The sequence below is a fragment of the Brevibacterium sp. RIT 803 genome (genome assembly GCF_016892625.1).
In the GTDB taxonomy this organism is placed as follows: domain Bacteria; phylum Actinomycetota; class Actinomycetes; order Actinomycetales; family Brevibacteriaceae; genus Brevibacterium.
In genome coordinates this window covers 1531815-1550665 of record NZ_JAFEMW010000001.1, presented here as the reverse complement: position 1 = coordinate 1550665, position 18851 = coordinate 1531815, and the positions used below count along the sequence as shown (strand labels likewise).

Annotated in this window: 17 protein-coding genes; all 17 read left to right on the top strand. The window is 64.4% G+C overall.

Going from position 1 to position 18851, the window contains the following annotated elements:
• Window positions 1-196 precede the first annotated feature (196 nt).
• The 17 genes from dcd (at window position 197) to JTF07_RS06885 (ending at window position 18851) form a co-directional block, all read left to right on the top strand.
• Window positions 197-775: a dCTP deaminase gene (dcd, locus tag JTF07_RS06965; protein WP_198395748.1), complete on the top strand. Its 579-nt coding sequence runs from the start codon at window positions 197-199 to the stop codon at window positions 773-775.
• Window positions 772-1773, top strand: coding sequence for a hypothetical protein (locus JTF07_RS06960; RefSeq protein WP_204233487.1), 1002 nt, complete (start codon window positions 772-774; stop codon window positions 1771-1773). Before dcd ends, JTF07_RS06960 begins: the two co-directional genes overlap by 4 nt.
• 310 nt (window positions 1774-2083) lie before the next feature.
• Window positions 2084-5128 (top strand): Na+/H+ antiporter subunit A, encoded by a 3045-nt coding sequence (locus JTF07_RS06955; protein WP_204233486.1) that lies wholly within the window; start codon window positions 2084-2086, stop codon window positions 5126-5128.
• Window positions 5125-5724 (top strand): Na(+)/H(+) antiporter subunit C, encoded by a 600-nt coding sequence (locus tag JTF07_RS06950; protein WP_204233485.1) that lies wholly within the window; start codon window positions 5125-5127, stop codon window positions 5722-5724. The genes JTF07_RS06955 and JTF07_RS06950 overlap by 4 nt, the downstream gene beginning before the upstream one ends.
• Window positions 5721-7304 carry a Na+/H+ antiporter subunit D gene (locus JTF07_RS06945; protein ID WP_204233484.1) on the top strand — a complete coding sequence of 528 codons (1584 nt, stop codon included), beginning with the start codon at window positions 5721-5723 and terminating at the stop codon, window positions 7302-7304. Before JTF07_RS06950 ends, JTF07_RS06945 begins: the two co-directional genes overlap by 4 nt.
• 17 nt (window positions 7305-7321) lie before the next feature.
• Window positions 7322-7891, top strand: a complete 570-nt coding sequence (locus JTF07_RS06940) for a Na+/H+ antiporter subunit E (protein ID WP_213018590.1) — start codon at window positions 7322-7324, stop codon at window positions 7889-7891.
• On the top strand, window positions 7888-8562 hold the full coding sequence (locus JTF07_RS06935; RefSeq protein WP_204233482.1) for a monovalent cation/H+ antiporter complex subunit F: 675 nt from the start codon (window positions 7888-7890) through the stop codon (window positions 8560-8562). The genes JTF07_RS06940 and JTF07_RS06935 overlap by 4 nt, the downstream gene beginning before the upstream one ends.
• On the top strand, window positions 8559-8954 hold the full coding sequence (gene mnhG, locus JTF07_RS06930) for a monovalent cation/H(+) antiporter subunit G (protein ID WP_204233481.1): 396 nt from the start codon (window positions 8559-8561) through the stop codon (window positions 8952-8954). The genes JTF07_RS06935 and mnhG overlap by 4 nt, the downstream gene beginning before the upstream one ends.
• Window positions 8944-9696: a response regulator transcription factor gene (locus JTF07_RS06925; protein ID WP_143923889.1), complete on the top strand. Its 753-nt coding sequence runs from the start codon at window positions 8944-8946 to the stop codon at window positions 9694-9696. The genes mnhG and JTF07_RS06925 overlap by 11 nt, the downstream gene beginning before the upstream one ends.
• Window positions 9693-11165 (top strand): ATP-binding protein, encoded by a 1473-nt coding sequence (locus JTF07_RS06920; RefSeq protein WP_204233480.1) that lies wholly within the window; start codon window positions 9693-9695, stop codon window positions 11163-11165. The genes JTF07_RS06925 and JTF07_RS06920 overlap by 4 nt, the downstream gene beginning before the upstream one ends.
• Window positions 11165-11857, top strand: a complete 693-nt coding sequence (locus tag JTF07_RS06915; RefSeq protein ID WP_204233634.1) for a hypothetical protein — start codon at window positions 11165-11167, stop codon at window positions 11855-11857. Before JTF07_RS06920 ends, JTF07_RS06915 begins: the two co-directional genes overlap by 1 nt.
• Before the next feature lie 44 nt (window positions 11858-11901).
• The gene (locus tag JTF07_RS06910) at window positions 11902-14040 is read left to right on the top strand and encodes a S9 family peptidase (RefSeq protein ID WP_204233479.1); all 2139 of its coding nucleotides are present in this window, start codon (window positions 11902-11904) and stop codon (window positions 14038-14040) included.
• A 17-nt stretch (window positions 14041-14057) separates the two neighbouring features.
• Window positions 14058-15269, top strand: coding sequence for an N-acetylglucosamine-6-phosphate deacetylase (locus JTF07_RS06905; protein ID WP_204233478.1), 1212 nt, complete (start codon window positions 14058-14060; stop codon window positions 15267-15269).
• 5 nt (window positions 15270-15274) lie between these two features.
• The gene (locus JTF07_RS06900) at window positions 15275-15892 is read left to right on the top strand and encodes a hypothetical protein (protein WP_204233477.1); all 618 of its coding nucleotides are present in this window, start codon (window positions 15275-15277) and stop codon (window positions 15890-15892) included.
• 172 nt (window positions 15893-16064) lie between these two features.
• Window positions 16065-16712 carry a hypothetical protein gene (locus JTF07_RS06895; protein ID WP_204233476.1) on the top strand — a complete coding sequence of 216 codons (648 nt, stop codon included), beginning with the start codon at window positions 16065-16067 and terminating at the stop codon, window positions 16710-16712.
• A gap of 206 nt (window positions 16713-16918) precedes the next feature.
• Window positions 16919-17542: a copper chaperone PCu(A)C gene (locus tag JTF07_RS06890; RefSeq protein ID WP_204233475.1), complete on the top strand. Its 624-nt coding sequence runs from the start codon at window positions 16919-16921 to the stop codon at window positions 17540-17542.
• Window positions 17532-18851 (top strand): Dyp-type peroxidase, encoded by a 1320-nt coding sequence (locus JTF07_RS06885; protein WP_353843893.1) that lies wholly within the window; start codon window positions 17532-17534, stop codon window positions 18849-18851. The genes JTF07_RS06890 and JTF07_RS06885 overlap by 11 nt, the downstream gene beginning before the upstream one ends.

The following is an 18851-nucleotide window of genomic DNA, read 5'->3' as shown; positions in this document are numbered from 1 at the left end:
GTTCGTACAGCTCCTAACTCTAAGGCATTCACGATCGACTGTGGGGAGACACACGGGAGAAAACCAGCAAAAACACCACTGATCGTTATAGAGTCGTTACCAAATACCGGTGTGTCGCGGAGTCTGTGAGCAATTTCGCCCCCTCGTGAGTGCTGCTCACTGCACTCCTGGGGCCTGGGCGACTACCATCGGTTACGTGACTCTCCTTTCCGATCGCGACATTCGCGCCGAGCTCGACTCCGGACGCATCGCCCTCGACCCCTATGACCCTTCTCTGATCCAGCCGGCCAGCGTTGACGTGTGCCTGGATCGCTACTTCCGTCTGTTCGACAACCACAAATACCCGGTCATCGACCCGAGTCTCGATCAGCCCGAGCTCACCCGCTTCGTCGAGGCGGCACCGGGAGAGCCGTTCGTGCTGCACCCGGGCGAATTCGTGCTCGCCTCAACGCACGAGCTCGTCACCCTGCCCGATGATGTGGCCGCGCGGCTGGAAGGCAAGTCGTCGCTGGGGCGCCTTGGGCTGCTGACCCACTCCACGGCAGGCTTCATCGATCCCGGGTTCAACGGTCATGTGACTCTCGAGCTTTCGAATGTCGCGACTCTGCCCATCACCCTGTGGCCGGGAATGAAGATCGGTCAGCTCTGCTTCTTCCGCCTCAGCTCGGCTGCGCTCAACCCCTACGGTTCGCAGGCCACCGGCAATCGCTATCAGGGGCAGCAGGGTCCCACAGCCTCCCGTTCTCACCTCAACTTCTATCGGAGGGGCATGTGACCACTCGCCGAGAGCTGCGGATGCAGCGTGAGGCCGCCGAGCGTGTCAGTGACACGGATGTCTCGGCGGACCTGCGTGGCTTCCATCTGCTTCTCCTCGACGAAGGGGTCGAGGTCTCCGATGTGCTCGCGCTCGTGCACAACAGGCTTCCCGACCTCGCTCCCCGCCTGGATGAAAGAGGTCAGCTGAAGCTGAGCCGACATTCGCGTCTGAGCGAGGGAGTCGACCTCGATGCTGCCGCGATCGCCGCGCTCGAGGTTCCCGACTGGGCTCATCACGCGGTTGTCATCGACTGCCCCCGAGACCGCGAACCGGTCCCGCCGCCGGACTGGTTCAGTGACGCAGACGGACTTCATGAGGCGTTCCCAGAAGGGCTGCCCGACCGGGAGGAGGAGCGGATGCTCAGCCTCATCCTGGGTGTCGCATCACGCCTGCACACCGGTGTCCGCCTCGCGGACGAAGCGGGCCTGCCGACTCGGGTCATCGTGCCCGACCCGGAAGCGAAGATCGACCTCTACCTCTACTCGTCCTATTGGCTCGAGCCCGACGTGGCGCTGTCGCTAGTCCGCAAGCACGCTCCGCATGCCTTCCAGCAGGCGCTGCCGACACCCGACGAGGCTGTCCTGGCCCAGGCCACGATCGACGATCCGCTCTTCGACCCCTCGGCACCGGTCATCCTCGACGGCTACTCGCTCCTCGTTCCTCTCGGGGAGATCAGCGAGAAGGCAGGCATGATTGAGATTCGCGTATCGGAGTCCGACTGGGTGCCGCCGATCATCGGCAAGCATCTTCAGATGCCGCTGATCGAGTACCACGTGCACTGGATGGATACCGACTCGAAGCGCTACCAGCCGGTCCAGACCCGTCGTTTCCGGCGAATGCGCAACACGGTGGCCGGCCTTGTCGACAGCATCGGAGCAGAACTGCTCATCGGCTGTGACGGCACCGGCCTGGATGAGACCGGCTTCCTGGTCACGAGCAGCCAGCTCCGCAGCTGACGCAGGTTCCGGTCCCCGGGCCGCCGCCCCCAGGCCGTTGCGAAACTGACGAGGCCTCAGGCGGTTGTGGAAATTTCCAGGCCCCAGCTCTCTGCCACGTCGACTTCGCCGGCGGTGAAGGGGCTGATGCGAGCAGGTTTGCGCAGAACCTGTGTGGAGTGGGCGTGGAATCTGAACAGAATGTGTTCATCATGACTACTGCGAACGGCCTCATTGATTGGGAGATACGCGGGGTGTCGTGAGAAAATACTGTTGAGCACTACATTCTGGCAAATCTTATAAATGACGGAGGTGTCCGCCGGTGATAGTCATGACAGGAGCCTTTTTCGGGGCTGCTGTCATTGCGTACCCACTGGTCAGGCGCCTCGGTCGCAACGGGTTCTTCTTCCTTGCTCTGGTGCCGTTCGCCGCGCTGATCTTCAGCCTGGCCACGGTCCCCGACATCTTCGGGTCTGCAGGTTCGCCTCTGGTCGAGAGCATGAACTGGCTGCCGGCACTCGGCCTCGAAGGGATCTTCCGCCTCGACGAACTCTCCTGGCTCATGAGTCTTCTGGTCACAGGCGTCGGTGCCCTCGTCTTCGTCTACTGTGCCCGCTACTTCCCGCCCGATGAGCCCGGACTGGCCCGGTTCGCCGCAGTCTTCATGGCCTTCGCCGGAATGATGTACGGACTCGTCGTCGCCGATGAGCTCCTCATGCTCTACCTGTTCTGGGAAGGCACCACGGTCTTCTCCTACCTCCTCATCGGCCACAGCCAATCCCGCCGTCGCTCCCGCCAGGCCGCACTGCAGGCCCTCATCGTCACTACGGCCGGCGGACTGGCCATGCTCGTGGGCATGATCCTGCTGATGGCCGTGACCGGAACTGGCCAGATCTCCACGCTCATGGAGCGCGCCAGCCTCGGTCTGGACACCGGGCCAGTCATCGTCACGGCCGTGATCCTCATCCTCGTCGGTGCGGTCTCGAAGTCTGCGCTGCTTCCCTTCCACTTCTGGCTCCCCGGCGCCATGGCAGCACCGACCCCGGTCAGCGCCTACCTGCACGCAGCGGCGATGGTCAAGGCCGGGATCTACCTCATCCTGCGTCTGGCACCGGGCTACCACGCACTGCCCGGATGGTCGGAGACCCTGCTCACGCTGGGACTGCTCACGATGTTCATCGGCGGCTGGCAGGCCCTGAAGCAGACCGACCTCAAACTACTGCTCGCCTTCGGCACGGTCTCCCAACTCGGGTTCCTCACGACGATGGCCTCCTTCGGTACACCCGACATCACCAAAGCCGCGCTGGCGATGCTCATCGCGCACGCCCTATTCAAGGCCTGTCTGTTCCTGTGCGTGGGCATCATCGACCATCGTGCCGGCACGCGTGACCTGACGAAGCTCTCCGGTGGCTGGAAGGCCTTCCCCGTCGTGGCCGTCTGCGCCACGATTGCCGCCGCCTCGATGTCCGGCCTGCCGCCGCTGCTGGGCTTTGTGGCAAAGGAAGCGGTCTATTCGACTCTGCTGGCCTCTGGGGACAAGGCATCGATCATTGCGCTGATCGGCGTGATGATCGGCTCGATGCTCACCGTGGCCTACTCGGCGCGCTTCGTCTGGGGTGCGTTCTCGAGCAAAGCGGGCGTCGATGACATCGCCCGCCGTGATGAGAAGATCACACTCATCATCTCCCCGGTCATGCTCACCGTACTCACCGTGGTGTTGGGGCCGGCCGCCGGGCTCACCGACGGCTACTTCGGAGCCTGGACGTCGACGCTGCCGGTCATCGACCCCGGCGACGGCGACTACCACCTGGCACTATGGCATGGGCTCGAACCTGCACTGGCCCTGTCCGCGATCACGATCGCAGTCGGCCTGGGCCTCTTCTTCGTTCGCGACTCATTTGCCAAGGTCCAGTCGACGCTGCCTTCGGGTCTGGACTTCCACGACCTCTACAGCAAGCTGATCAACTGGATGGAGAAGCTGGCCCTGTGGGTCACCTCCCGCACCCAGCGCGGTTCGCTGCCGTTCTACCAGAGCGTGATCTACCTCGTCCTCGTGGCAGGCATCGGTCTGGCCGTGATCTCGAACGACACCTGGAACATCGATTTCAAACTCTTCGACACACCTCTCGACTTCATCATCGCGGCGGTCCTCATCATCGTCGCGGTCGCGGCCACCCGCGCTAAGAAGCGTTTCACCGCCGTGGTCGTCACCGGAATCTCGGGCTATGCGATGGTCGCCTACTTCGCTTTCGTCGGAGCCCCGGACCTGGCCCTGACTCAGGTTCTCGTCGAGACCATCACCATCGTCGTCTTCGTCCTCGTCCTGCGCCGACTCCCGGCTCGGATCGGTCAGAGTACCGGACGCTTCACCCCGGCCTGGCGCGCCATCATCGGCGCCGCAGTCGGCGTGGCCATGATGGTGGTTGTGCTCATCGCCGCCGGTGTGCGCATCAGCGACCCAGTCTCCGTGGACTTCGGTCAGCTCGCCTACGAACTCGGCCACGGCAAGAACATCGTCAACGTGACGCTCGTCGACATCCGCGTCTGGGACACCCTCGGTGAGATCTCGGTCCTCGTCGCCGCCGGCACCGGCATCGCCGGACTGATCTTCGTCCGCGGCCGTGAAGGACACCTCCATCGCTTCGTCTCCCGCCGTGACGGAACCGAGCTTCAGGGGAGGGTGCGCTTCCAGCCGGTCGCCGAGGAGATCGGCAACTTCCATGACACTCCGCGCGAGGATGTGACACAGCGGCGAGTCTCCTGGCTCATCGCCGGACGCACACTGGCCCCACGCAACCGATCCATCATCCTCGAGGTGACCGCACGCCTGGTCTTCCACGCTGTCCTCATCTTCTCCCTCTACCTCCTCTTCGCCGGCCACAACGATCCCGGCGGCGGCTTCGCCGGTGGTCTCGTGGCCGGTCTGGCGCTGGTCGTGCGCTACCTCGCCGGAGGCAAATTCGAACTCGCCGAGGCGGCCCGCTTCACCCCGTCGGGCATGCTGGGAACCGGAATGATCATGGCCGTGCTCACTGGCGTCGGCGGTTGGATCTGGGGCGACACCGTGTTCAAGTCCGTCTATCTCGAGGGCGACATTCCGGTGCTCGGGCACCTGTCGTTCGGAACCTCGACGTTCTTCGACATCGGCGTTTACCTCATCGTCGTCGGCCTCATGCTCGACATCCTCAGATCCTTGGGCGCCGAGGTGGACCTGCACCAGGAACGCGATGAGATGGTGCTGACCAACCGACTCAACGAGTCGTACAACCTCTCAGAGAACTTCAGCGCCGAGGCTGAGCACGACGCGGTCTCCTCGATCCTCGACCGTGTCAACCACCTCGACGTGGACAACGGCGCGGAAGGGGGACGACTATGACTGTGCCCTTCATCATGGTGCTGGCGATGGGGTTCCTCTTCGCCTGTGGCATCTACCTCATGCTCGAACGCTCCCTGACCCGCGTGCTGCTGGGTTTCATTCTCCTGGGCAACGGAGTCAACCTCCTCATCATCCTCACCGCAGGCAGGGGAGTCCCGCCGCTGACTGACGGGAAGAACTTGTCCACGGAGGGCATGTCGGATCCGCTGCCACAGGCGCTTATCCTCACGGCCATCGTCATCACGTTCGCGGTCACAGCGTTCCTGCTGGCCATGATCTATCGCTCCTGGCGCTTGGTTCGCGCCGATTCACTGCAGGACGACACCGCCGACCTGCGGGTGGCGATCACGAAGATGATCGACTCCGAGGCGGAGGCGAGCACGGACTACGACGACACCGAGTTCGGCGATGAGGCCGAAAGCCCGATCACCGGCGCCATCGACCTCGACGACGACGGCAAGCCCCACGAGCGGGAAGACGGCGAGGTCAGCACGGACCGGGCGAAGAGCGGCGCGGGCAAGGCCAGGACTGGGACCACCTCGGCGAACAAGGACGGCAGAGGTTCCGAAGGAACCGAGACGGAGGAGAAGAAATGATCGATCTCCTTCCCGTGCTTGTGCCGCTGCCCGTCCTCCTGCCCCTCCTCGGTGCAGGCTTGGCTCTGGTGCTGTCGAAGCATTCGCGGGCTCAGAACATCGTGTCGATTCTGATCCTCAGCGCGGTCATGATCATCTCCCTCATCATGCTCTTCGGAGTCGACGCCCACGGCCCGCAGGTCGTGGCGATCGGCGGATGGGAGCCGCCCGCAGGGATCGTGCTCGTCGCCGACAGGCTCTCCTCTCTCATGCTCGTCGTCTCCTCCCTGGTCACCTTGTGCGTGCTCATCTACGCGCTCAGCCAGGACGCCAACGACGATTCGGACGAGACTCCGATCTCCGTGTTCAACCCCAGCTATCTGGTGCTGTGCGCGGGCGTCGCCAACGCCTTCCTCGCCGGTGATCTCTTCAACCTCTATGTCGGGTTCGAGATGTTCCTCGTCGCCTCCTATGTGCTGCTGACTCTGGGGGCCACGGCCGAGCGTATCCGGGCGGGCGTGACCTACGTCGTCGTCTCGCTCGTATCCTCGATCATCTTCCTGGCAGCGATCGGCGTCATCTACTCGGCGACCGGAACAGTGAACATGGCGCAGCTGTCAGAGCGGCTGAGCGAACTGCCGCCGGATGTGCAGATGATCCTGCATGTCCTCCTGCTCATCGGCTTCGGCATCAAGGCCGCGATCTTCCCGCTGTCCTTCTGGCTGCCCGACTCCTATCCGACCGCTCCGGCCCCGGTCACGGCTGTGTTCGCGGGGCTGCTGACGAAGGTCGGCATCTATGCGATCATCCGCACCGAGACGCTACTGTTCTCCGAGTCCTCTCTGCGAGTGCCTCTCCTGATAGCGGCAGCATTGACGATGGTGGTCGGAATCTTAGGCGCGATCGCCCAGTCGGAGATCAAGAGGATCGTGTCCTTCACTCTCGTCTCCCACATCGGCTACATGCTCTTCGGTGTGGCTCTGGGGACCACTGTCGGACTCGCTGCCGCTATCTACTACACGGTCCACCACATCATCGTCCAAACCGCGCTGTTCCTGGCCATAGGAATGGTGGAAATGCGAGGTGGGTCGACCTCGACCAGGTCCCTGGGTGGGCTCATGGTGCTCTCACCGGCGCTGTCGATCATCTTCTTCATCCCGGCCCTCAACCTCTCCGGCATCCCGCCGTTCTCCGGGTTCATCGGCAAGGTCGGCCTCTTCGCCGCCGGCTTCTCCGACCACGACTGGCTCGCTGTCAGCCTCATCGTCGCCGGCACCGTGACCAGCCTGCTGACCCTCTATGTCATCGGGCGTACCTTCAACCTGGCGTTCTGGCGAGACCCCGCGGATGCGGAGGAGCCGAACGACGAGCTCGTCGCAGAATTCGCCGAACGCAAGAAGGCCAAGCTCGCGGGCAAGCCCTGGAAATCACAGATCGGCGTTCCGGGTTCGATGTTCGCCGCCACCACCGTGGTTGTCATCGCCTCCATCGTCCTCACTGTCTTCGCGGCCCCGCTGTGGGGCATGGCGAACCGTGCTGCGGAGAACCTGCAGTCGCCGGTCGGCTACGTGAGCGATGTGCTCGGGGGTGATGGTTCGTGAGTCCCAACCGGCCTCGGATGACGAAACGCAGGAGCTTCGTCCAACAGCTCGTTCTGGTGTTCTTCCTCGTCCTGTTGTGGGTGATGCTCTGGGATGCGGTGTCGCTCATGCACATCATCACAGGCATCATCCTCGCCTTCGTCGTGACCCGCGTGTTCTACCTGCCGCCGGTGGTGCTCTCCGGCAGGTTCAACATCATCCACGCCCTCAGCTACGGACTGTGGTTCCTCTATTCGCTCATCATCGCCTCTGTCGAGGTGGCTTGGTACGCATTCCGACCGCGCGCGGTGGGCGCCGGATCGGTCATCGCCTGCGACCTGCGCACGAGTTCGGACCTTCTGATGACACTCGTAGCCGACACAGCCAGCCTCATCCCCGGATCGATCATCGTCGACAGCGACCGGGCGCTGGGCGTCCTCTATCTGCACGTCCTCGACTGCGATTCCGAGGAGAAGGTCCTCGCCGCCAAAGAGCTGGTCTACCATATCGAAGAGCTGCTCATCAAAGCCCTCGGCTCCCACCGTGACCTCGCCGCGCTGAAGGTCAATCCCGATCCGATGGCCGATGAACGCGGAGGTGCCCGATGAGCCAGATCGTCCTCGACACCCTCATCGTCGCAGCCTCGGTGCTGCTGGCCACATCGGCGATCATCGCCCTCTACCGCATCGTCCGCGGGCCCTCGATCCTCGATCGCATGATCGCCACCGACGTTGTGCTGGCCTCCATCATGTGCGGTTTGGGCGGGTTCATGGCTCTCTCCGGTCGCACGGATCTCCTGCCCGTGCTCATCGTGCTGGCGATGCTCGGGTTCGTGGGCTCCGTCAGCGTCTCCCGGTACGTGTCAAAGTCCGATTCCATGACCCCCGGCGCCGAGGTGGGCTCACTCAGTGACTTCTCCAGCTCGGACTGGCATATGCCCAAGGAATCAGCCGATGACGCCGAGGGGGACAGTGACACCGGGACCCGCCAGCAGGCACAATCCGCGGTCGGTGAGGAGTGGCCCGATGACGTGGCCCGCGGAATCTCCGATGTCGCCGACGGACCCGATGCGATCACCGTGCAGGAAGACGAAGAGCCTGTGACCGTGGGACTCGATCAAGGAACCGACCCCGGCGCCGACCTCAGCGCCGAACCGGTCGCCGACCCGGATGCTGAGGGTGAGGGGATGGGCACGGGACCCGACTCGGGACCCGAGGACTCCGACGACGGTGAGCGCACCGGACCTGAACCGGAAGAAGACGAAGGGGGACGCCGATGATCCTCGACATCATCTCTGCGGTGCTCATCCTCCTCGGCGGAGTGCTGTCGCTGGCTGCCGCGTTGGGTCTGCTGCGCTTCGGCGATCTCCTCTCACGCATGCACGCGAGTGCAAAGCCCCAGATCCTGGGGCTGCTGATGGTGGCTGTCGCGATTGCGATCCAGTACCCGGCGTGGTCGACGGTGACGACCTTGGCGATCGTCATCTCGTTCCAACTCGTCACGATTCCCGTGGCCACGCACATGGTCGGACGCGCCGGTTATCGCACCAAGCACCTGCGTCGTTCTATGCTGTACCGAGATGAGCTCGCCGAGGCGGTCGATCGAGCAGAAGCCAGGGAAGCCGCGTGGGAACGCAGAAGAGGAAGCGGAACGGACCACAATGACGGTTGACACTCAGCATGATCCCCAGCCCTTGGTGCTGGTCGCCGACGACGAACCCGATGTCCTCGGCGCCGTTGTCCCCTTCCTCGAACGCTCCGGCTTTCGGGTGCTCGCCGCCAGCGATGGCCTGTTGGCCCTCGACGAGATCCACCGGCACAATCCCGATGTCTGCGTCCTCGACGTACTCATGCCCGGTGCCGATGGCAGACAGGTTCTGCGACGACTGCGCCAGGAGGAGAACTGGGTCCCCGTTCTGCTGCTGACCCAAGTCGGAGAAGCCGTCGAGCGGGCGATGGCACTCGAAGAGGGCGCCGACGACTACCTCAACAAGCCCTTCGACCCACATGAGCTCGTGGCGCGCATCCGCGCAGTGCTGCGTCGGACCCGAACAGATGGGCCGCCCCTGGCCACCGCTCCGGTGCTGGTGTCGAGCTTCGGCCTGCGGGTCGATCGTGTGGGCAGGCGCGCATGGATGGGCAATCGTGAACTTGTCATCACCCCCAAGGGCTTCACCCTGCTGGAATACCTCATGGTCCACAAGGACGAACTCATCGAACGGTCCCGTCTGCTTGAGATCCTGTGGGGTTTCGAAGAAGCTGTGGGCACACGTGCGGTGGATTCCCGTGTGGCCGAACTGCGCCGAGTCCTCGGGGAGGACGCCGCCGAACCTCGGTGGATCGCCACCGTGCAGGGTCGGGGCTACAGATTCGTCGGTGAGGTCCGAGGCGAAGATGGTCAGAGGTCACCATGACGAACTTTCTGGTCTTCGAGATCCAGATCTGGCTGTTCCTGCTCCTGCTGTTCCTCGTGCTGGCAGGCTTGGCCGTCGGTGCCTTCTTCGCCTGGAGGCATCTGCGCAGACGCGAGGCCGCACTGAAGGAGTCGATCGAGACAGCGGCGAGTGAGGACTCCCTGGCCAAACGCAATCGGATGCTCATCCGACTGGACCACGAGTTGAAGAATCCGCTGACCGCTCTGCGCACCTCGGCCGCGAGCATCCGCGACGTCGTTCGTGAGGGCGGCTCGATCACCGAAGTCGAATCCTCAGCCAAACAGGTAGACATCTCCTCGCGCCGGGTCGCACGCCTCCTGGCCGACCTGCGCAAGCTCGCCGACGTCGAGACGCGCATCATCGAATACTCCCGAGTCGATCTCGATCGGCTCATCCACCAGGCCGTCGAGGATGCATCGACGGCACCCGGCGCCGAAGATCGCATGATCGTGGCTACGGTCGCCCGTGCCCCCTGGCGTCTGCCCGACGTCGCTGGTGAGGAAGATCTGCTGCTCACGGCGATCCTCAACCTGCTGGGCAATGCGCTCAAGTACTCCTCGCAGGCCGAAGTCGTCGAACTGCGTGCCAATGAGCAGATCATCGACAGCCACCGCTGGGTCGTCGTCGAGGTGGCCGACACCGGCAGCGGCATTCCGCTGACCGAGCAGGAGCAGGTGTGGGACGAACTCTCACGCGGCTCGCGCGTTCGTGCAGTGGCTGGTTCCGGTATGGGCCTGTCATTGGTGCGGGCGATTGTGACTCGTCACGGCGGTTCGGTGCAGCTGTTCAGCCAAGAAGGTGTGGGCACCTCGGTGCGTATGGTGCTGCCGGTCCTCGGCGACGCCGCGCAGGTGACGGTGCCGCCTATGGCCGATCAGGTCGGGCATGCCGCGGCCGGATCTCATCCGGTCCAGCCAGTGCAGCTTCCCGACTCGGGGCAGACTCCCGGTTTCCTGCCTCCCCGGCAGCCCAACGAGGCGGAGCTCCAGGGACGGATCCTGGGCACACCACGCAGAACCTCGAAGCGACGCCTCGAGCGGGTCGACGGTGCACTCGTCCACCGGTCGACCGGAGAATCACTGAGCGGCGGTTTCCCACCGGACTCTGGTCAGCACTCCCAGTTCAAGCCCGGCCCAGGCGTGGCCCGGTCACCCGGGAACCCACAGGCAGCGCCGCAGTCAGGGCCCCAACCTGGACCCCAGTCGAGACCGGTGCAGGGTGCCGGCGGTCCGCAGTCGGGTTCGCAGCAGCCTCATGGGAGTCAGCCGGGACCGCAGCAGGCCTACGGGAGTCAGTCGGGACCGCAGCAACCTTATGGGAGTCAACCGGGACCGCAACGGGCCTGGCAGCCGCCGCAGCCTCCGCCGCAGCCGCCTCAAGCACAGCAGCCTGATTCGGGGCAGCAGCCACTGAGCCGCCGTGAGCTGCGGTCGAGGGAAGAACGGTGATGACACACGCTGCGAAGGTGCGAACAGTCGTGGCAGGAGCGGTACTGATCAGCCTTGCGCTCAGCGGCTGCTCGGCTCTGCAGATCCGCACCGCAGAACGGGATACCGGTCCCGTCCGTGTGGCAGTGCAGAAGAAGGCCGGCGAGAACCCCACCACGGCACCCCCCGACGACGGAATCCCCGAAGGGATGAAGGAAGTCTCGGTCAACCTCGGCGCCGAATGCCCCGTCGACGTCAGCGTTGCGATGACAGATGACTGGACCCAGGGATCGGCCAACGACGATTTCCACTCCTTCTCCCGCGGCACCTCCGTCACCGACGCCGACACGATCCTCATCACCTGCAGCAAGGGCTACGACGAGTCTCCACAGTCGATTGTCGATGCGAAGAAGAAGTACACGTTCGCGGAACCGGATTCCTCGGTGATGTCTCAGCGCACGGGCAGCCTCGCGGCCGGCTCCTACTGGTCTTACCAAGGTGTGCTCGGCCCGACGGAGATCTTCGCGATCAACCAGGAGCCGACAGTCATGTACGGGACCCGGATCGGATACCAGACAAATGGGCGCCTCGTCGATATCGGCGTCGAGATGCGCGCTCTCGAAACGGACGCGGACGCGGCAGAGGAGTTCAAGCAGATGCTGCCCACGGTCACCATCGACGGCGAGAAGGTTCCCGCGCCGAGATTCAAATAGAAGTCTGCATGCCCGACCGTCGACGATGATCCTAGGATGGTCCTATGACGATCAACGACGCTGTGACTGCTCTCCTCGATGCGCGCCGGCTGCAAGGCCTCCTGACGAATCAGACCGGCCGAGTCATCGCCCAGTATTCCTTCCTCAATGCCGAGGGCAGCAGCTATCTCTCCCACCTGGCAGATATCGGCGGTGAACGACCGCGCCGAATCACCCGCGGCGATCAGTCCATCGGCCCAGCCGCCGTCAGCGACTCGGGCACCGTCTACTTCGCGGCCAAGCGCACCGGCGAAGACGGCAAGGATGCCGAAAGCCCCAGCCTCTGGGCTCTGCCGGAGACTGGGGAAGCACGCAAGCTCGCCGATCACGACGGCGGATTCTCCCGAATCGAGGTCAAAGGCCTCTCCATGATCGTGCAGTTCCCCGTGCACAGCTGGGCCGCGAACGAGGACGAACACCAGGAATACAGTCAGGAACGCAGAGAATCGAAGGTCAGCGGAATCCTCCACACCGGCTTCCCCATCCGCTACTGGGATCATGACCTGGGCCCAGGGCAGGAGACCCTCGCGGTCGCAGACCTGACCGAGGTCACCGACGAATTCGACGAGGACCTCGCCCCCGACGCCACACTGGGCGCTGCTGAATCCGAGATGACCACGTCCGACGGCGCCACGACCACGTCCGACGGTGCCACGACCACAAACCCGGCTGCCGGGGTCAGCAGCTTCAGCGAAGATTCGACCACAGCCGCTTCTACCGGACTCACCTTTCGCTACCTGACGCTGCCCTCGGGACGGCTCGTCGACTGGGCCGTCGATGACGAAGCGCAGTTCGTTCTCGTCCAGGTCGAGAAGCCGATCCCAGGTCAGCTCGAGGCCAGCGAGATCTGGCAGATCGACCTTCACAAACACAGTGCACCCCGCCTGCTGGTCGAGGCTTCCGTCGACCACGGTTTCGGCGTCGAGGCGATCAGCCCAGACGGAACCCATGCCCTGGTCACCCGCGAGCAGTTCTGGACGTCGAAGACGAACCTGTCCGCAACGCTCATGCTCCTTAACCTCGACACAGGGTCGATAGCGACAGTCTGGCCCGAAGCCGATCACTGGTTCGACCCCGTCTGGGCCGACGATTCGACGATCGTGGCAACCGCTGACGACCATGGGCGCGGCAGTGTCTTCATCGGCGATGTCAACGACGAACAGCCTCGGCGGCTCGTGGGCGGTCCGGGGCAGAAATATGCCTTTTCAGGACTGCAGGTGCAGGGAATCACGGTCGTGGCGACCGCCTCGGCGATCGATGTTGCACCACTGCCCATCGCCATCGACCTGGTCTCGGGCCAGATCAGCGAGCTCGCCAATCCCGCGAACGTCATCGACGGGGCAGGCACCCTCACCGAGGTGGCCGCCGTTGGTGACGACGGCACCGAGGTGCGAGCCTGGTTGGCTCTGCCCGACGGGGAAGGTCCGTTCCCACTCGTCGTATTCGCCCACGGCGGGCCCTGGGGATCCTGGAACTCGTGGACGTATCGGTGGAATCCGGGACCGTTCGCGGCCGCCGGATATGCGGTGCTGCTGCCGGATCCGGCGATCTCCACCGGCTACGGCCAGTCAATGATCGACCGCGGCCAGCAGGAACTGGGCGGGGCACCGTTCACTGACATCCTCGCACTCACGGATGCGGCCATCGAACGCTCCGACATCGATGGCGAGCGCACCGCTCTGGCCGGCGGATCCTACGGCGGGTACATGGCGAACTGGGTGGCCGGGCACACCAGCGAACGGTTCAGATGCATCATCACGCACGCCTCCCTGTGGAACACGACGTCGATGGTACGGACCACGGACAACGCCTCTTGGGACGTGGCCATGCGGAAGCAGTCGGGGACGTACTCGCCGCACCTGTTCGCCGACCGGATCGAGGTGCCGATGCTCGTCATCCACGGTGACAAGGACTACCGGGTGCCCATCGGGCAGGGGCAGGAACTCTGGTACGACCTGCTGTCCCGGTCGAAGACACCGCTGGACGCGGAGGGGCACACGCAGCATCGCTTTCTGTACTTCCCCGACGAAGGACACTGGGTAACCGGTCGCGGCAATGCCGAGGTCTGGTATCGCACGGTCCTGGCGTTCCTCGACAGGCACGTCCTCGATGTCGACGCCCAACGCGACCGCACACTGGGGTGAAGGCGGAAATCGGACCGATGACCACAGCCAGCGACCAGGCGAACGCGACGACACCCGCGGACACGATCATCCGCAATGCCATCATCCTCGACGGCGATCCGGTTGGTTTCTCCGTGGATACGGCCGATGACTGGCTTGCCGAGGCCGGGGGAATCGTCATCGCACGCGGCCGCGGTTCGGGCTGGCAGGACCTGAGCACCTCGGCGAGAGTGAGGACCATCGATGCAGAAGGTGCGTACCTGGCCCCCGGTTATGTCGACATCCACTGCCATGGAGCTGGCGGCTCCAGCGCCGAGGACGGGGATGACGGACTCGATGAGGTGCTCGCCGTCCACCGCCGGCACGGAACCCGGGCGCTCGCCCTCTCCTTCGTCTCGGACACGATCGAGGGTCTCTGCGGCTCCCTGAGGACCGGAGCCAGGCTCGTGAGGGAGAAGCCTGGTGTGCTCGGACTGCATGCCGAAGGGCCGTTCCTGTCACCGGACTTCAAGGGCGCCCACGCACCCGAAGTGCTCACGAGCCCCACCCCCGAGGCGGTCGAATCGATCCTTACGGCTGCTGACGGAACACTGGCCCAGATCACGATCGCCCCCGAACTGCCTGGAGCGCTCGACGCGATCTCACGGTTCACCTCGGCGGGGGTGAGCGTGGCCATCGGGCACACAGCAGCCGGCTACGAGGAAGCGGCCCGTGCCTTCGACGCGGGCGCAAGCATCCTCACCCACACGTTCAACGCGATGTGCGGCATCCACCACCGGGCGCCCGGTCCGATCCTCGCCGCGATCGAGGCAGGACACGTCACGCTCGAACTCATCAACGACGGGGTGCACGTGGCGACCGCCCCCGCAAGGATGCTGACGCGCCTGGTGCCCGGCAGGATCGCGCTGATCACCGATGCCATGGCCGCGACAGGGATGGCCGACGGGCGGTACATGCTCGGATCTCTGCCGGTGCAGGTGGAGGATTCCGTGGCGCGACTGCTGGGCGAGGACGGTTCGACCGGGTCCATCGCCGGCTCCACCCTGACCATGGAAGATGCGGTGATGAGAGCAGTCACCGAGGTGGGCATGACCCCACTTGAGGCGGTCCGGGCCGCGAGCCTGGTGCCGCTGCGGGCTCTGGGGGTCATCGCCGACGATGAGCTCAGTCGGCTGCGCGTGGGAATGTCCTCCGATCACCTGCTGCTGAACGCGGACATGAGCATCCGGCCAGAGAACATGGCACGATAGGAGATATGGATGCCCTGCTCCTCATCGACACCGACGACGCCAGCTACATCTCCGACGACAATGCCGAGATCTTAGTCGACATCGTCGGCCGTACTCGCACCGTCGGCGGTGTCCTCATCTTCGCCTCGACGAAGGAGGAACTCGTCGACGTCGATGATGAGGAACTGTCCATCTTCGTGCCCGACGAAGAAGACCTCGTGCTGCGTTCGGAGAAGCCTGACGTCTTTGACGGCATCCGAGACCTGGCTCCCGGTCTCCACGACATGGGCATTGACCGCATCGTCATCGCCGGCGGAGACGTCACCACAGTCGCGAATTCCGAAGATGCTGAGGCCCCGGTCGACGCAGCTGCTCCCGACGAGGCAGCTGCCCCGGACGGCGCAGGCAGCACGGATGACGCCGACGCTCCCGACGACACAGGCGCCCCCGACGACACCGGCGCCGGCGATCTTCCGGGATCGGTTCGTGCCTCCGCGATGGCCGCTCTCGTCTGCAACTTCGACGTCATCGTCCTCTCCGACGCGGTGATCGACCCCGAAGGCCACCCCGTGACCTGGTTGGACTCGGCTGAAGAGGCTGGAGCCATGATCAAGAAGACCGCTGACACTTGGCTTCGGATGTGATTTCCGAGGGCACCGAGCAACGCAGCTCAGCTGAGGACCTGTTCCTCTTCGGTGGTGACAGGGTCGCTCTGGCGCCATAGACCATGTTGGTTCTACACTGTGTAGAAGATTTGAGTCTCCTGAGGCTCAGCCACGGTGCCATCTGCGCGAGCAGCCCAAAGAGAGGAGAGGCATGACCGGGTCGAACAAGTCGGTTCGTGCTCTCTTCGCCGCGCTCATGACGACTCTGCTGGCCGTGCTTATGCACGTCGGCGCCGGTGGCACGACCTCGTTCGTCGGCACCGTGATCGTCTTCGTCTTCGCCTTATGGGCCGCGATGATCCTCGCTGGTCGTCGACTCGGATATCTGGCATTGGGATCGCTGCTCGGCTTGGGCCAGATCCTCATGCACCTGTCGATGGGTTGGTTCACCGCCGCACCCGCCTCCGCCGGTGCAACGACGGCCGGAACAGCCATGGGCCACGAGCACATGAACCACGGGACCGGTGCCCTCGACCTGGGCCAGGCTGGGTCGATGTCTCATCCGATGTCGCACATGGCCGGTGACGGCTCGAGTGCGAGCCTGGCCATGGTGCTCGCTCACATCGCCGCGGTCATCGTCACCGCGGTGGCCCTCAAACGCGGCGAAGACATCATCCTCACCATCCTGCAGCTGGCGCTGGGACCGGTCGTCACCGCACTCCGGTCACTCGCCGAGGCGGTCGGGGTACTGGCCGAATTCCCGACCCGACTCGTCCAGGGCGAGTTCCATCTGCCACAGGCCATCACCACTGCCGTCGTCGGCCCGAACTACCGACGCGGACCGCCCGCTCTCGTCTGAGCTCAGAATCTCACCATCGGCGCAGACCCCGCCGACTCACACATCATTGGTGACAGCCATGCACCGTCGCAGACGACCCGTGCCGTGTGCCCGATCGTGTCCATGCGACTGATCGCGCCCGATCGGGTCGGCGCCCGACCGCGTCCGCGTCGACGCACGCCGCGATCTGTGCCCGGCTGCACCGACAAGCTGAAAGTGCAGACGAAATGCGAAAGAACACCACCCTGATGGCCACCATGTCAGTCGCCTTCATGATCGGGCTCAGTGCCTGTAACCAGAGCCAGGCGAGCGAGCCCGAAGAAGCGAGCAGCTCCCAGGTCAGCGTCGACTCCCTGAGTCTCGACAACGCCTGGGTCAAGGCCGCCGACGACGGCATGACCGCTGTATTCGGAGAACTCAAGAACAACAGCGACAAGGACATCAACCTCGTCGCCGCGAAGTACGATGACGCCGACCAGGTCCAACTCCACGAGACTCTCGAAGACAACTCGGGAGGAATGTCGATGCAGGAGAAGAAGGGAGGCTTCGCGATCCCTGCGGGTCAGTCCCTGAGTCTCAAGCCCGGGGGCGATCACATCATGGTCATGGGTTTGGCGAAGCCGATCAAGCCGGGTGAGGAGATCTCGTTGGAGCTCGTCACCGCCGATCAGCAGAGCTTCCCGGTGACCGCGATCGCCAAGGACTATTCGGGCGCGCAGGAGAACTACGCCCCTGGTGAGGCCGATGGCGAAGGTGACGGCGCCGACCATGATGACATGGACCATAAGGACATGGATCACGGGGATGCGGATCGCGACGAGATGGACCACGGGGACAGCGGTGACCACTGAGCCCACGTCCAGAGATGCCTCTTCTGATTCTCACGGCTTCAGCCGCCGACGCCTCATCGCATCGGCGGCCGCGGCCGGAGGGTCGGGAGTAGTCGGGGCTGTCGCAGGCTTCGGTGTGGGACGCTCCGGTGCTGGCGGCCGTGCCGAGGCCGCGCCGTCCCGGGATCTCAGAGGAGCAAACGGCCCGATCACCGAACCCTTCTACGCCCCTCACCAGTCCGGGGTGGAGACTCCTCCGCAGGCTCATGCGCACTTCCTCGCATTGACGCTGAAACCCGGAATCAACGTCGCCGAGGTGGTCCGCTGGCTTCGACTGCTCACGGCAGATGCCGCCGCCCTGACGCAGGGCAGCGGCCCACTGGCCGACTCCGAACCCGAACTCGCCCACGACCCGGCGCGACTGACGGTCACATTCGGATTCGGACGCGGCATCGTGAAGTTGGCGGGGCAGAAATCCGTACCGACCTGGTTGGGTCCGCTGGAGAAGTTTCCGATCGATGCTCTCGATCCGGACCTGTGCACAGGGGATCTGCTGCTGCAGATCTGCGGTGACGATCCGCTGACCTTGGCACATGCCCGAAGGATGCTGTGGAAGGATTCCCGGACCTTCGCCGAGGTGGCCTGGCAGAAGGATGGGTTCCGCCGTTCCTACGGCAGCAAGGCAGAGGGGAAGACTCAACGGAACCTCTTCGGACAGTTGGATGGGACAGCCAATCCGGGATCCGGATCTGAGGACTTCGCGCGCATCATCTGGGGACAGGGCACCGGCCGGGATGATGCGGTGTACTCCGCGCGCGGGGAACCGCCGGACAACCTCGGCGCGCATCTGCCTGAATGGATGCGCGGGGGAACGACGCTGGTGCTGCGCGATATCGCAATGAACCTGGACACCTGGGATAGGGCTGACCGGCCGGCACGCGAGTTCGCGACGGGACGGACCCTCGATCAAGGCGCACCGCTGTCGGGCACTGACGAGTTCGATGCTCCCGACTTCACCGCGGTCGACAAGCGCGGCCTGACGAAGATCTCGGCGGCTTCGCATGTGGCCAGGGCCCGCGATGGGCTGGGTCCGGAAATTCAGATCCACCGGCGAACGTTCAACTACGAGACGGGCGCGGGGGAGGAGGCCGGACTGCTGTTCGCATCGTTCCAAGCCGACATCGACCGGCAGTACCTGCCGATCCAACGCCGCCTCGCCGAGGTGGATCTGCTCAATGAGTGGACCACACCGATCGGGTCGACGGTGTGGGCGATTCCGCCGGGCATCAAGGAGGGGGAGTACATCGGACAGAGCCTCTTCGAGGGGTGA

Bases quoted from the DNA above. Each gene is read 5' to 3' on its own strand.
- JTF07_RS06955 (WP_204233486.1), top strand. From the start codon at position 2,084: ATGACAGGAGCCTTTTTCGGGGCTGCTGTCATTGCGTACCCACTGGTC.
- JTF07_RS06950 (WP_204233485.1), top strand. From the start codon at position 5,125: ATGACTGTGCCCTTCATCATGGTGCTGGCGATGGGGTTCCTCTTCGCC.
- JTF07_RS06945 (WP_204233484.1), top strand. From the start codon at position 5,721: ATGATCGATCTCCTTCCCGTGCTTGTGCCGCTGCCCGTCCTCCTGCCC.
- JTF07_RS06940 (WP_213018590.1), top strand. From the start codon at position 7,322: ATGACGAAACGCAGGAGCTTCGTCCAACAGCTCGTTCTGGTGTTCTTC.
- JTF07_RS06935 (WP_204233482.1), top strand. From the start codon at position 7,888: ATGAGCCAGATCGTCCTCGACACCCTCATCGTCGCAGCCTCGGTGCTG.
- mnhG (WP_204233481.1), top strand. From the start codon at position 8,559: ATGATCCTCGACATCATCTCTGCGGTGCTCATCCTCCTCGGCGGAGTG.
- JTF07_RS06925 (WP_143923889.1), top strand. From the start codon at position 8,944: ATGACGGTTGACACTCAGCATGATCCCCAGCCCTTGGTGCTGGTCGCC.
- JTF07_RS06920 (WP_204233480.1), top strand. From the start codon at position 9,693: ATGACGAACTTTCTGGTCTTCGAGATCCAGATCTGGCTGTTCCTGCTC.
- JTF07_RS06915 (WP_204233634.1), top strand. From the start codon at position 11,165: ATGACACACGCTGCGAAGGTGCGAACAGTCGTGGCAGGAGCGGTACTG.
- JTF07_RS06910 (WP_204233479.1), top strand. From the start codon at position 11,902: ATGACGATCAACGACGCTGTGACTGCTCTCCTCGATGCGCGCCGGCTG.
- JTF07_RS06905 (WP_204233478.1), top strand. From the start codon at position 14,058: ATGACCACAGCCAGCGACCAGGCGAACGCGACGACACCCGCGGACACG.
- JTF07_RS06900 (WP_204233477.1), top strand. From the start codon at position 15,275: ATGGATGCCCTGCTCCTCATCGACACCGACGACGCCAGCTACATCTCC.
- JTF07_RS06895 (WP_204233476.1), top strand. From the start codon at position 16,065: ATGACCGGGTCGAACAAGTCGGTTCGTGCTCTCTTCGCCGCGCTCATG.
- JTF07_RS06890 (WP_204233475.1), top strand. From the start codon at position 16,919: ATGCGAAAGAACACCACCCTGATGGCCACCATGTCAGTCGCCTTCATG.